This window comes from Clostridium paridis, assembly GCF_016765615.1.
Classification (GTDB): Bacteria; Bacillota; Clostridia; order Clostridiales; family Clostridiaceae; genus Clostridium_T; species Clostridium_T paridis.
This window is the reverse complement of record NZ_JAESWA010000022.1, coordinates 1027719-1041627: the sequence shown is the minus strand read 5'-3', so window position 1 is coordinate 1041627 and position 13909 is coordinate 1027719. Positions and strand designations below refer to the sequence as shown.

Genomic DNA, 13909 nt, shown 5'->3' with positions numbered 1-13909 from the left:
GCATTAAAGAAATTACATGTCACAGTCCAATGCTTAGTCGCTTTAACTAAGAGTTGGATAATAAGATGTAATATGATTTTTGCATTATATTGAGATTTAGTATTTATTAAAATCTATATTTCCTAGTATGTTAAAAGAAAAATGGGAAAGACAAATGTCTTTCCCATAATATAAATTACTTGTTAATATTGAATCTCTTATTGAATTTATCAACTCTTCCACCAACGTCAACAATCTTTTGTTTTCCAGTGAAGAATGGGTGGCATTTTGAACATATTTCTACTTTTAATTCTGATTTAACAGAACCTGTTGTAAAAGTATTTCCACATGCACACTTAACAACTGCTTCATGGCTGTATTCTGGATGTATGCCTTCTCTCATCGAATTCACCTCTTTCATATATATACAATTTTACTAATTGTAACACGTAACCAAATGTAACTATTAGAATATATCACTTTGAGGTATTTTTGTCAATAAAATTATATTTTTATAATGACATAAGGTGTGTTATAATCGAATTGAACAGAAGAAATGAGGGGAAGAGTAACAATGAGTAAGCTTTATTTTAGATATGGTGCAATGAATTCAGGAAAATCAACAAATCTTATGCAGGTTGCGTTTAATTATGAGGAAAGAGGAATGGAAGTACTTATAATTAAGCCTTCAAAAGATAAAAAGGCAGGAGAAAAATTGATTTCACGATTAGGAGTAGAAAGAAAAGTAGATTTACTTATTAGTGATGAAGATAATATTTTAGCTTTGATCTCAGAACTTAGAGAGAACAATAATAAAATAGATTGTATATTAGTAGATGAAGTACAGTTTTTAAATAAAAATCATATTGATGAACTATTTGAAGTAGCAGTGGGAATGAATATTCCAGTTATATGTTATGGATTAAGAACAGACTTTTTAATGAATGGTTTTGAAGGTAGTGAGAGACTTCTACTTATAGCTCATTCAATTGAAGAGATGAAGACGATATGTACATGTGGGAAAAAAGCTATATTTAATGGAAGAAAAGTAAATGGTAAATTTGTGTTTAAAGGTGAACAAATTGCTATAGATGAAGTTGATAATGTTCAATATCAATCTTTATGCGGGGAATGTTATTTTAAATATAAAAAAGAAAATAATACTTAAAGGAATGATGATATGAAGAAAATAGATGTAGGTGGTCAAGCTGTAATTGAAGGCGTAATGATGAGAGGGACAAAAGGAATTGCAACTGCAGTAAGAACATCTGAAGGAAAAATAGAAGTAGACTTTTTGAATCAAGTTCCAATTACTAAAAAATATTCAATTTTAAATATTCCGTTTATTAGAGGATTCTTCGTTTTCTTGGATTCACTAATATTAGGGATAAAATCTCTTAATTTTTCAGCTAGCTTTTTTGAAGACACAGAACCATCAAAATTTGAGGTTTGGTTTGAAAAAAAATTCGGAGATAAAAGTAATGATATATTAATTTATATTAGTTTATTTATATCATTTATGTTTGCAATGGTTTTATTTGTATTATTACCTACATTTATCGCTTCATTATTTAGAGGAATTGCACAATCATCTGTTATATTAAATGTAATTGAGGCTATAATTAGGATAGTTGTACTTTTAGCATATATGATAGGGGTAGGACAGCTCGAGGATATAAAGAGGTTATATCAATATCATGGAGCTGAGCACAAGACAATATTCTGTTATGAATGCGGAGATGATTTAACTGTAGATAATGTAAGGAAATTTTCTAGATTTCATCCTAGATGCGGTACAAATTTTATTTTTTTAATTATGTTTATTAGTATTGCAGTATTTTCATTTACTTCTTTCGGTTCAGTTGGAGAAAGATTAATTATAAGATTAGTACTATTACCTGTTATTACAGGAATAACATACGAATTAATCAAATGGTTAGGAAGAAATGAAGGGAACTTATCAAGGATAGTAGCAAGTCCAGGATTGCAATTGCAGAAACTTACAACTAAGGAACCGGATGATGGTCAAATTGAAGTAGCCATAAGATCACTTAGAGAAGCAGAAGGCATAAGAAAAAGTATTGGGACAGTATTAAAAGAAGCTACTGAGATATTTAAGAAAGTAGAGATTGATACTGCTGTACTTGATGCACAAATCTTACTAGCAAAAACTTTGAATAAAGATAAGCTTTATGTGATTACTAATAAAGAAGAACTTGTATCTATTGAAAAAGAAGAAGAATTTTTAAAATATGTCAAGGAAAGAGAATTAAAGAAACCCATAAGCTATATCACTGAAAATGTTGAATTTATGGGTATTGATTTTTATGTAAAAGAGGGCGTCTTAATTCCGAGAGGAGATACAGAAATCTTAGTTGAAGAGGTTTTAGATAATATAGCTGAGGACTCAGAAATAGAAGTATGTGATCTATGTACTGGTAGCGGAGCTATAGGACTTTCGCTTGCAAGTTTTAGAAAAAATATTCATGTGGATTGTATAGATATAGAACAGATTCCAGAAGAGGTGACAAAGGAAAATATAAGAAGATTAAATCTTCAAGATAGAGTTAATTTCATAAAATCTAATTTGCTTGAGAAGCCTCTCGAGATTCAGAAAAAGTATAATATAATAGTATCAAATCCACCATATATTAAGGAAGATATTATAGAAACGTTAATGGATGACGTAAAAAATTATGAACCACATGTAGCATTAAGTGGCGGAGAAGATGGATTGTTCTTCTATAGAAAGATTGTAGAGGAGAGCATTAAAATTTTAGACCAAAGAGGCATATTAGCTTTTGAAATAGGATACGATCAAGGAGATGAAGTTAAAGAAATCATGGAGGCAGCTGGTTTTAAAGATGTGAAAATTAAAAAGGATTTAGCTGGATTAGATAGAGTAGTTGTGGGTGGATTATAGCTATTTAGTATACAAATCACACATGTAAATGTTGATTGAGATAAGTGTAATATGATATAATAATAAATCGTGAGAAAATATATATCATTTATTCATGAACAGAAGAAATAGTTAAAATTAAAGGTAGGTTGTTAAAATGTTATTAGATAGATTAGATTTTATAGAAAATAAGTATGATGAATTATCAATTAAGATTAGTGATCCATCCATTATGGCAAATCAAAATGAGTGGAGAAAGCTTTGTAAAGAGCATGCTGATTTAGAAATAGTAGTAAATAAGTATAGAGAGTATAAAGATGTTAAGGAAGAACTTGAAACTAACAAAGAAATGCTTTCTATAGAAGAAGATAAAGACATGAAAGAAATGATCCAAGAAGAAATTAAAGATTTAGGATCAAAGGAAGAGACTTTAGAAGGGGAACTTCAAATATTACTTTTACCTAAGGACCCAAATGATGATAAAAACGTATTTGTTGAAATAAGAGCAGGTGCAGGTGGAGAAGAAGCAGCATTATTTGCCTATAATTTATTCAGAATGTATACAAGATACTCAGAAGCTCAAAGGTGGAAAGTTGAACTTATGAGTGCCAATGAAACAGATATTGGAGGTTTCAAAGAAGTTGTATTTATGATTAAAGGTAATGGAGCTTACTCTAAGTTAAAGTATGAAAGTGGAGCACACAGAGTTCAAAGAGTTCCAGACACAGAATCTTCAGGTAGAATTCATACATCTACAGCAACAGTTGCAGTTCTTCCAGAAGTAGATGACGTTGAAATAGAAATAAACGAGAAAGATATAAGAATAGATGTATTTAGGGCATCAGGAAATGGTGGTCAATGTGTAAATACTACAGACTCAGCCGTAAGAATAACACATATGCCATCAGGCCTTGTGGTTTCTTGTCAAGATGAAAAATCGCAACTTAAGAATAAAGAAAAGGCTATGAAAATACTAAGATCAAGATTGTTTGAACAAGCTGAAGCAGAGAGAGCAGCTGGAATTGCAGAAGATAGAAAAAGTCAAGTTGGTACTGGAGATAGATCAGAAAGAATTAGAACTTATAACTATCCACAAGGAAGAATAACTGATCATAGAATAGGTCTTACATTATATAAACTTGAAACTTTTATGAATGGTGACATTGAAGAAGTTATTCAAGCATTAATAACAGCTGATCAAGCTGAAAAGATGAAAGCTATGGGGAATACTGATACATTAAGTTAATATTCTTTGAAAAGAAAATAAAACTCAGCCTGGCTGAGTTTTATTTATAACTTATTTAATTTGAAAAAATGCAGAAACAATAGGGCTTTTTATATGAAACTTAATTTGTTTTTACATAAATAAGTTGTTAGTTGAACTTAACGCCCTATATAGCTTGCATTACAACAAGGAGGGGTTATATGCACATTTCAAAAGCCATAAAAAAGCAAAAAAGTGCTTATCGAAATTTTAAGGCTATGATGATAATAATTGCTGCACTACTTCCCATTGTGACTCTCCTTTTCGGAATGACTGAAATATTTTATATTGCATATTTGGTTATTATTGAGATGATGATTTTCTTTTCATTAGTATATAGAATAAGTTGGGAAAGACTTGAATTTTCTTGTTATAATAATAGATTAAAATATAAAGCAGGATTGTTTAGCAAAGAGGGTCTAATTTTTTGTGATAAGGTTGCATTAGTACATACGGAGAAACTTGGAGAAGAGATGGATATAATTGTTATATCATCTGTAAATTTTAAAAATAGAAGTTTTAAATTAGTAACTAAAACATTTTTAAAGAAATATCCAGTAATAGCACAAGAATATATAAAGATTAAAGAATTTGATCCAGAAAATACTTACTATTTTTTAGTTTTGAAGAAAGGTGCTCTTAAAAAATACTTACTATTAGATATAATATTTAAGAATTGTGTAAAAGCAATATACACAAGTAATGCTATTGAGAATATTAAGATTTCAAGAGGACAAAAAGAATTGGTGAAATTATAAGTGAAAGAAGGAATTTACATGGATACCAAAATAGCTAGGGTGGAGGATGTCCAAGAAAACATACATATTATATTAGAAGCAGCGGAAACAATAAAAAATGGAGGGATTGTAGCATTTCCTACAGAAACAGTGTATGGATTAGGAGCGGATGCTTTAAATCCAAAGGCTGTTGAAAAAATATTTAAGGCAAAAGGAAGGCCTCAAGACAACCCACTGATTGTTCATGTTTTTGATAAAAAGATTGACGAGTTGGTTGAAAGTATTCCTGAAATAGGGAAGAAATTAATAGATGCTTTTTGGCCAGGTCCAATAACTTTAATTATGAAAAAGAAACCTGTTATTCCTGATATTACATCTGCGTCATTAGATACAATTGGAATTAGAATGCCTGACAATGATATAGCGCTAAAGTTAATTGAACTATCAGGAACCCCTATTGCTGCACCTTCAGCAAATATATCAGGAAAACCTAGCCCTACTGATATAGAAAGATGTATTGAAGATTTAAGTGGCAAAGTTGATTTTATTATAGGGGGTTCAAAAAGTAATGTGGGAGTTGAATCTACAATTTTAGATATAACAGTTGATCCTCCATGCATTTTAAGACCTGGTGGGATTACATTAGAGATGCTAAGAGAATATGATGAAAGAATTTATATAGATCCTTCTATAATGGAAAAAAGTGATTTAAATTCAAGGCCAAAGGCACCAGGAATGAAGTATAAACACTATGCGCCTAAGGCAAAAGTAAAAATTATAAAAGGAAATCGAGAAAAAACTATTGAAAAAATTAATGATTTAGTGCAAAATTATATAGAAAATGGATTGAAAGTTGGAATTATGACCTGTCGTGAGCGAGTAAAGTGCTATAATAATAATGCAGAGATAATTTCAATTGGTTCAGAAAATAATATGCAGGAAATTGCTAGAAATCTATTTGAGGCATTAAGGTCCTTTGATGATAGAAACGTAGATATTATATTATCAGAAGCTTTTATAGAAAAAGGAGTAGGAATTGCAATAATGAATAGATTAAAGAAAGCAGCTGCATATGATATTTTAGAATTGTAATGGAGGTAAGTATGAAGAGAGTTCTTTTTGTTTGTACAGGAAATACATGTAGAAGCCCTATGGCAGAAGCTATATTAAATAGTTTTGCAAAAGATGACAGCTCAATAAGTGCCTCTTCAGCAGGGATAAGTATTTTCCCAGGAAGTAAAACCTCACCTAATTCAAGAGAAGTAGTATTAAAAAGTATAGGAATTGATTTAAAAGATAGAAATGCTGTTCAATTAAAAGAGTCTCATTTAGAGGAACAGGATTTAATTTTAACAATGACAGAGTCAATAAAATTGGCATTAACAAGTGCCTTTCCTTTCTATTCCAATAAAATCTTTTCACTTAGTGAATACGTTGAAGAGAAAGGTGATGTTGTTGACCCTTTTGGAGGGGAATTATTTCTATATGAAAAAACTTACTCTCAATTAGAAAAATTAATAGGTAAGTTAATTTTAAAAATTAAAGGAGAAGGTATTCTTTAAATACTTTTCTTCTTTTTTTTGGGACATTTAATAAAACGGAGGTGCGTTAAATGAAAATAGCAATTGGATCAGATCATGGTGGATTTAACTTAAAAGGTGAAGTGATAAAGTACTTAGAGCAAAAATCTATTGAGTACAAAGATTTTGGAACAACAAGTACTGATTCATGTGATTATCCAGATTATGCTCTAAAGGTTGCAGAAGCAGTAGCAGAGAAGGAATTTGAATTTGGAATACTTATTTGTGGAACAGGAATTGGAATAAGTATAGCTGCAAACAAGGTTCCAGGAATAAGAGCAGCTCTTTGTCATGATACTTTTAGTGCACATGCTACTCGTGAACACAATAATGCTAATATTTTAGCAATGGGTGAAAGAGTTATTGGTCCAGGACTCGCAATTGAAATTGTTGAAACTTTTTTAAAGGCTGAATTCCAAGGGGATAGACATCAAAATAGAATAGATAAAATTAAAGCTATTGAAGAAAAATATAATAGATAGAAAGTTTTAGGAGGAAATAAAAATGAGTAAAGTAACACAAATTAACCATCCATTAATTCAGCATAAGTTGGCATTAATAAGAAGCAAAGATACAGGTTCAAAAGATTTTAGAGAATTAGTAGAGGAAGTATCAATGCTTATGGCATATGAGGTTACTAGAGATCTTCAAACTGAATTTGTAGAAATTGAAACGCCAATATGTAAGACAAAACATCAAGTTTTATCAGGTAAAAAGCTAGCTGTAGTTCCAATACTAAGAGCAGGTTTGGGTATGGTTGATGGAATGTTAAAACTTATACCAGCAGCAAAAGTAGGACATATAGGATTATATAGAGATGAAGAAACTCTTAAACCTGTTGAATACTTCTGCAAACTTCCACAAGATATTGCAGAAAGAGATATTATGGTAGTTGATCCAATGTTAGCTACTGGTGGTTCAGCTGCGGATGCTCTTACACTTTTAAAAGAAAAAGGAGCAAGAAGTTTAAAATTAGTTTGTTTAATATCAGCACCAGAAGGAATAAAATATGTTCAAGAAGCACATCCAGATGTAGATATCTATGTAAGCTCAATTGATGAAAGATTAAATGAAAATGGATATATAGTACCAGGTCTTGGTGATGCTGGAGATAGATTATTTGGAACAAAATAAATCAGTATGAATATAAAATATAGGGTGCTTCTTAAGTCACCCTATAACACTTATTACTCTTTAGGAATTTATAATATTTTAAGATTGTGTATAAATTTATAAGTTTGAACTACAATCTAAGGATTTATTAGACTCTCTAAAAGAGTAAAAAAAGAATTAGTCGCCTGCCAAATTATCCTCACATACGTTTGGAAAGGCAGATGCGAGAAAAAAATCGACAGCTCATAATCGCCTTGACGATTTTTTATAAATGGCATTGGTTTACATACCTAGATAATTAAATTATAATAAATATAAAAACTCCTGAGGTGTTAATATGGAACGAAGAGATAAATATAACTATTATTTAGATATAGCTGAGACTGTTTTGGAAAGAGGAACATGTTTAAGAAGAAACTATGGTTCAATTATAGTAAAAAATGATGAAATAATTTCGACTGGATATACAGGTGCACCTAGGGGAAGAATAAATTGTATTGATAAAGGAAGTTGTATAAGAGAACAACTTAATGTTCCTAGGGGAACCCACTATGAGTTGTGTAGAAGTGTTCATAGTGAGGCCAATGCAATAATTAGTGCTGCTAGAAGAGATATGATAGGTGCAACTTTATATTTGGTTGGAAGAGATGCAGTTTCAAAGGCTTATGTAGAAGATGCTAATTCTTGTTCTATGTGTAAAAGGCTGATTATTAATGCTGGTATAGAGAAAGTTGTAATTAGAAATTCCAAAAATGAGTATAAAGTTATTTATGTTGAAGAATGGATAAATAATGATGAATCTTTAGAATACCAAAGTAAAGGGTATTAATAAGTGGAGGTAAGGAATGAAAAAAATAAAGGTAATGACAATCTTTGGAACAAGACCGGAAGCGATAAAGATGGCTCCATTAGTTAAAGAATTAGAAAAAAGAGAAGGAATTGATTCAAAAGTATGCGTGACGGCTCAACATAGAGAAATGCTTGATCAAGTATTGGATTATTTTGAAATCGATACAGATTATGATTTAAATATAATGAAAAACAAGCAAACATTGACTGGGATTACTAGTAGAGTGCTTGAAGGATTGGATGCTGTTTTTGAAGAAGAAAAACCTGATATGATATTAGTTCATGGAGATACAACTACGACTTTTGGTGGCGCATTAGCAGCATTCTATAAGCAAATTAAGGTAGGACACGTGGAAGCAGGATTAAGAACTTTCGATAAGTATTTTCCGTTCCCAGAAGAAATGAATAGAAAATTAACTGGATCATTAGCTGATCTTCACTTTGCACCAACTATTGGTTCTAAAGAAAATCTATTAAGAGAAGGTATAAACGAAAAAGACATATATGTAACTGGTAATACGGTAATAGATGCAATGGAACACACAGTAAAAGAAGAGTATAAATTCGAAACAGAAGAGTTAAATCATATTGACTTTGAAAAGAAAAAGGTAATAATGATAACGGCTCATAGAAGAGAAAATTGGGGAGAAGGAATAGAAAATATTTGTACAGCTCTAAAGAGAATTGTGGAAGAAAATAAAGATGCAGAATTGGTGTATTTAGTTCACTTAAATCCTGTGGTTAAAGATGTAGTATTCAAACATCTAAATGATAAAGAAAGAGTACATTTATTACCACCACAAGATACTAAAGAAACTCATAATTTAATGAAAAAATCATTTATGGTAATGACTGATTCTGGTGGGTTACAGGAAGAAGCTCCTCACTTAGGAAAACCTGTTTTGGTATTAAGAGATGTTACTGAAAGACCAGAAGCTGTTGCAGCTGGAACAGTTAAATTGGTAGGTACGGATGTTGAAAAGATTATTACTGAAGCGAATAAATTACTTAATGATAAAGTTGAGTATGAAAAAATGAGTAAAGCCGTTAATCCTTATGGAGATGGAAAAGCTTCAATAAGAATAGTTGATGCAATTGAGAATTACTTCGGATTAAGTGATAAGAAAATTGAAGAATTTAAATAAAAAACAAGAGTAGAATCGTAGCTTCTACTCTTATTTTTATAGTAAACTAATAATAAAATGTTAAAATTTTAATTATACTCAAACAATGCTGAGGCGGTTATGTGAAAACACAAAAGGTTTTGTTTTACATTCTAGTATACATCATGCTTATTGGGGGGATTATGGATATTGTAAAGGGATTAATTCCACATATGACATGGTTCAATTTTCGTTATTTATTAGGACTGGGTAGCACGTATAATGAAGAGAATACTCATATCTATTCTATTGTGTATGGGGTATTAATGGCTGTACTTGAAATAATATCTTCAATATTGTTATTGACTAAAAAAAGAGTTGGAATAAAGGTTGCTATAACTACACTTTCTATTAATGCTTTAGGGTGTACTATTTCAATTTTGATTGGGGATATATTGGCTATAGGTAGTTTGTTAACTAGATTTTTCGCAATTTATATTCTGATAAAGGTAAAAAGTTTTTATTATTGAGTTAGTATAAGGTATAAAGGTGAATTTCCTGGCGTTAATCTATACCATAGAAAAGATTGTTATTTTTTTATCAAAAAACCATTGATTATGTTAATGAAAGTAGATATAATAAAGAAGATGAAAGTGTTTTAAATTAACTTAAAATATATCCTAGGAGGTTACAAAATGAAAGAAGTTGTTATCGTAAGTGCTGTAAGAACTGCATTAGGTTCCTTTGGTGGAAGTCTAAAAGATGTTTCAGCAGCTGATTTAGGAGCTACAGTAGTAAAGGAAGCTTTAAACAGAGCAGGATTAAAAGGTGAACAAGTAGATGAAGTTATTTTAGGAAATGTTATCCAAGCTGGTTTAGGACAAAATGTTGCTAGACAAGTAGTTGTTAAAGCTGGTTTACCTGTTGAAGTTCCAGCAACAACAATTAACATAGTATGTGGTTCAGGATTAAAATCAGTAGCATTAGCTGCTCAAATGATTAAAGCAGGGGATGCTGATGTAGTAATAGCTGGTGGTATGGAAAGTATGTCACAAGCACCTTACCTATTAAAGACTTCAAGATGGGGTCAAAGAATGGGCGACGGAAAAATGGTTGACTCAATGATTAATGATGCTTTATGGGATGCATTTAACAACTATCACATGGGAGTTACTGCTGAAAATATAGCAAAAGAATGGAACTTAACAAGAGAAGAATTAGATGCATTTTCTGCAGCTTCTCAACAAAAAGCAGAAGCAGCTATAAAAGCTGGAAGATTTAAAGATGAAATAGTTCCAGTTGTTATTCCTCAAAGAAAAGGTGAACCAAAGGTATTTGATACTGATGAATTCCCAAGATTTGGAAGCACTGCAGAATCATTAGGAAAATTAAAACCAGCATTTATTAAAGATGGTGTTGTTACTGCTGGTAATGCATCTGGAATAAATGATGGAGCAGCTGCTATAATAGTAATGAGTGCTGATAAAGCTAAAGAGTTAGGAATAAAACCATTAGCTAAGATACTTTCTTACGGAACTAAGGGATTAGATCCATCAATAATGGGATATGGTCCATTCCATGCTACTAAAAAAGCACTTGAAGGTACTGGTTTAACAGTAGCAGATTTAGATTTAATAGAATCAAATGAAGCTTTTGCAGCACAAAGTGTAGCTGTTGCTAAAGATTTAAATTTTGATATGGAAAAAGTAAATGTAAATGGTGGAGCTATAGCTCTTGGACATCCTGTTGGAGCTTCAGGTGCAAGAATCCTAGTTACATTACTTCACGAAATGCAAAAAAGAGATGCTAAAAAAGGTTTAGCTACTTTATGTATTGGTGGAGGAATGGGTACAGCTCTTATAGTTGAAAGAGAATAGTTTTAAATAGAGAATACAGATATAATAATACCAATCTTGAATATTATTCAAGATTGGTATTTTTCATAAAATAAATATCTTATTCATAAAAATACATAATCTATGAATTTTTATGTGAAGATAAAGAAACTTTTTAGATAATAATTTGAAGGAATAATATTTATAAAAGAAAGAACAATAAATCATGAAGAAAAAGTGCGAAATAACATAAATATTATAGAAATATAGTGAATTTAAGGTGAATTTTTTATTAATATTATGCAATTTTTTAAAAAAATATGAAATATGTTAATGTTGGCTATTCAATTGTATTAAGATGATATTCTATTGAAAAATAGAATAAAAAAAATATTTTGTCAAATAGTTAAATAAATCTCAAAATATTACGAAATTAATATAAATAAGACTTTTGAAAATGTTGACATTTTAACAAATGATTTTGAAGCTCAAAAATGAATTTTCAGACAATTGAATAGCTTGCAAAATAATAGTTATTTTATAAGGAAAACAAAGAATCAGCAAGCTACGGGCATGATGAGAATATTAAACTTACATATTGGGAGAATATCGATTAATAACGACATTTTTAAATGGATATAAGATTTTGTTAATTTTTTTATGAGTTATATAATAATCACATGAATTAAACTAAGGAGTCATTATAATGGAAAAATCCCTTAAGGAACTAATAGTTAAAAACTCCAAGTTGGATATAATAGTTATGAGTGTAATCACATTGAGCTTATTTATTTTTATAAATAGCAAAGTCGCTACTGTTTATTTCATAGGGGCAATGGTTAGTGTGGTTAATTTTATTATAAGTGGCTATTTTATGTCAAAGTTTTTGACAAAGAATAGTCTGTTTTATGGAATAGCATATGCCCTAAGAATATTCTTCATATTACTAATTGGTATGGCATTTGCAAATGAATTTATTTTGCTTTCAGCGTATATAGGTGGGTTTGTTACTCATCATGTATGTTTGATAATTTACTGGATTTTCATAAAGAAAGGAAGTGAGTAAGTTGATGGAGAAAGTAGAACCACTGGTATCTTTTTATTTGGGAAATTTTAAAGTAGACATTACTATTCAAGTAGTAATTGAATGGATTGTAATGATATTAATTATTGCTTTAGCTATTTGGTCTACTAATAGTCTAAAGAAAAAACCAAGTAAAAAGCAAACAGTGGTGGAAATGGCATATGAAGCTTTATCCGGAATGGTAAAAGACAATATGGGCGAAGGATATCAAGGATTTGTACCATTTATCGGTACATTAGGTGCATTCATATTATTAATGAATCTAACAGGTCTTGTTGGAATAGCGCCACCAACTTCAAACTATAGTGTTACAATTGCTTTTGCAGTGATGACATTTTTAATTGTTAATGCAAATGCACTAAAAAAAGTTGGAGTAAAACACTATTTAGGTGGACTTTGTGAGCCTTTTCCAGTTATGTTACCCATAAATATCATAGAAAGATTGATGTTACCAGTATCTCTTTCACTGAGACTTTTTGGTAACATTCTAGCAGGAACAGTACTACTAGATCTAGTTTATATGGCACTAGGAAGTGTACTCGCAGGTGTATTCAAGCTGGGTGTTCCTGTATTCTTACATGCATATTTTGACTTGTTTGATGGGTTAATCCAAGCATTCATATTTATGATGCTTACAATGATAAATACAAAAATCACAGCAGAACATTAATCGATAAAAGGAGGATTTTAAAATGGATTTAGCATTAGCAATGAGAGCATTAGGTGCAGGTATCGCTGCAATAGCTGGTATAGGTGCCGGTGTAGGTATAGGTATAGCTACAGGTAAAGCAATAGAAGGAATTTCAAGACAACCAGAGTTAAGTGGTAGACTTACTACAACATTATTTATAGGTTGTGCTCTTGCAGAAACAACTGCATTATACGGTCTTCTAGTTTCCTTAATCTTAATATTCGTTGGAGTAAAATAGTAAGTAACAAAAAAATTTAATTACTGACTCCAGAAGGGAGGCATGGGCTAACATATGGATATAAATGTTTCAACGATTATATTTACAATAATTAACTTTATCATTTTACTTTTAGTTTTAAGACATTTCTTTTTTGACAAGGTTAAAAACATAATTCAAGAAAGAAGAGTTGAAATTGAAGATAAGATGACTAAGGCTGATGAAGATCTTGAAAAAGCAAGATTATTTAAAGTTGAAAATGAAAGAATATTAAAATCAGCTAAGGATGAAGGAAAAGGAATTACTGAATCATATAAACAAAAAGCTGATAAGATATACAATGAAATAGTACAGGACGCAAATAAAGAAGCTAGTATTATAATGGATAGAGCTAAACTTGAAGTGGAGAGAGAAAAGCAAAAAGCAGAAGCAGAAATAAAGAAACAAGTTGTTGATTTAGCTGTTATGCTTTCTGAGAAAGCTCTTGAAGAGAGCATAGATGAGGAGAAACATAGAAAACTTATCAATGATTTTATAGCTAAGGTAGGTATTTAA

17 protein-coding genes are annotated in these 13909 nt (G+C 30.6%); 16 read left to right on the top strand and 1 reads right to left on the bottom strand.

From position 1 onward, the window contains the following. Positions 1-175 precede the first annotated feature (175 nt). A complete protein-coding gene (gene rpmE / locus JK634_RS12870; RefSeq protein WP_202768131.1) occupies positions 176-382 on the bottom strand; it encodes a 50S ribosomal protein L31 in 207 nt (68 codons plus the stop codon). 171 nt (positions 383-553) lie between these two features. On the opposite strand from rpmE, the gene JK634_RS12865 reads away from it, so the two are divergent. The 16 genes from JK634_RS12865 to JK634_RS12790 all read left to right on the top strand — a co-directional run bounded on the left by JK634_RS12865 (position 554) and on the right by JK634_RS12790 (position 13909). Continuing rightward, positions 554-1147 (top strand): thymidine kinase, encoded by a 594-nt coding sequence (locus JK634_RS12865; protein ID WP_202768037.1) that lies wholly within the window; start codon positions 554-556, stop codon positions 1145-1147. Between the two features lie 12 nt (positions 1148-1159). Then, complete coding sequence (gene prmC, locus JK634_RS12860) at positions 1160-2902, top strand: peptide chain release factor N(5)-glutamine methyltransferase (protein WP_202768036.1); 1743 nt, start codon at positions 1160-1162, stop codon at positions 2900-2902. Between the two features lie 136 nt (positions 2903-3038). Beyond that, positions 3039-4127: a peptide chain release factor 1 gene (gene prfA / locus JK634_RS12855; protein ID WP_202768035.1), complete on the top strand. Its 1089-nt coding sequence runs from the start codon at positions 3039-3041 to the stop codon at positions 4125-4127. Positions 4128-4306: 179 nt separating this feature from the next. Continuing rightward, a complete protein-coding gene (locus tag JK634_RS12850; RefSeq protein ID WP_202768034.1) occupies positions 4307-4903 on the top strand; it encodes a hypothetical protein in 597 nt (198 codons plus the stop codon). 18 nt (positions 4904-4921) lie between these two features. Continuing rightward, the gene (locus tag JK634_RS12845) at positions 4922-5974 is read left to right on the top strand and encodes an L-threonylcarbamoyladenylate synthase (RefSeq protein WP_202768033.1); all 1053 of its coding nucleotides are present in this window, start codon (positions 4922-4924) and stop codon (positions 5972-5974) included. A gap of 11 nt (positions 5975-5985) precedes the next feature. Continuing rightward, positions 5986-6444, top strand: a complete 459-nt coding sequence (locus JK634_RS12840; RefSeq protein ID WP_202768032.1) for a low molecular weight protein arginine phosphatase — start codon at positions 5986-5988, stop codon at positions 6442-6444. 50 nt (positions 6445-6494) lie between these two features. Next, positions 6495-6944, top strand: coding sequence for a ribose 5-phosphate isomerase B (gene rpiB / locus JK634_RS12835; protein WP_202768031.1), 450 nt, complete (start codon positions 6495-6497; stop codon positions 6942-6944). Positions 6945-6966: 22 nt separating this feature from the next. Continuing rightward, positions 6967-7596: a uracil phosphoribosyltransferase gene (gene upp, locus JK634_RS12830; RefSeq protein ID WP_202768030.1), complete on the top strand. Its 630-nt coding sequence runs from the start codon at positions 6967-6969 to the stop codon at positions 7594-7596. Between the two features lie 316 nt (positions 7597-7912). After that, on the top strand, positions 7913-8404 hold the full coding sequence (locus JK634_RS12825) for a dCMP deaminase family protein (RefSeq protein ID WP_202768029.1): 492 nt from the start codon (positions 7913-7915) through the stop codon (positions 8402-8404). Positions 8405-8420: 16 nt separating this feature from the next. After that, positions 8421-9569 (top strand): non-hydrolyzing UDP-N-acetylglucosamine 2-epimerase, encoded by a 1149-nt coding sequence (gene wecB, locus JK634_RS12820; protein ID WP_202768028.1) that lies wholly within the window; start codon positions 8421-8423, stop codon positions 9567-9569. Between the two features lie 161 nt (positions 9570-9730). Continuing rightward, positions 9731-10057 (top strand): hypothetical protein, encoded by a 327-nt coding sequence (locus JK634_RS12815; RefSeq protein ID WP_202768027.1) that lies wholly within the window; start codon positions 9731-9733, stop codon positions 10055-10057. A gap of 165 nt (positions 10058-10222) precedes the next feature. Further along, positions 10223-11404 (top strand): acetyl-CoA C-acetyltransferase, encoded by a 1182-nt coding sequence (locus JK634_RS12810; protein WP_202768026.1) that lies wholly within the window; start codon positions 10223-10225, stop codon positions 11402-11404. A 664-nt stretch (positions 11405-12068) separates the two neighbouring features. Beyond that, the gene (locus JK634_RS12805; protein WP_202768025.1) at positions 12069-12428 is read left to right on the top strand and encodes a hypothetical protein; all 360 of its coding nucleotides are present in this window, start codon (positions 12069-12071) and stop codon (positions 12426-12428) included. A 4-nt stretch (positions 12429-12432) separates the two neighbouring features. Next, positions 12433-13116: a F0F1 ATP synthase subunit A gene (locus JK634_RS12800; RefSeq protein ID WP_202768024.1), complete on the top strand. Its 684-nt coding sequence runs from the start codon at positions 12433-12435 to the stop codon at positions 13114-13116. A 22-nt stretch (positions 13117-13138) separates the two neighbouring features. Next, on the top strand, positions 13139-13375 hold the full coding sequence (atpE, locus tag JK634_RS12795) for an ATP synthase F0 subunit C (RefSeq protein ID WP_202768023.1): 237 nt from the start codon (positions 13139-13141) through the stop codon (positions 13373-13375). Positions 13376-13429: 54 nt separating this feature from the next. Beyond that, complete coding sequence (locus JK634_RS12790) at positions 13430-13909, top strand: F0F1 ATP synthase subunit B (protein WP_202768022.1); 480 nt, start codon at positions 13430-13432, stop codon at positions 13907-13909.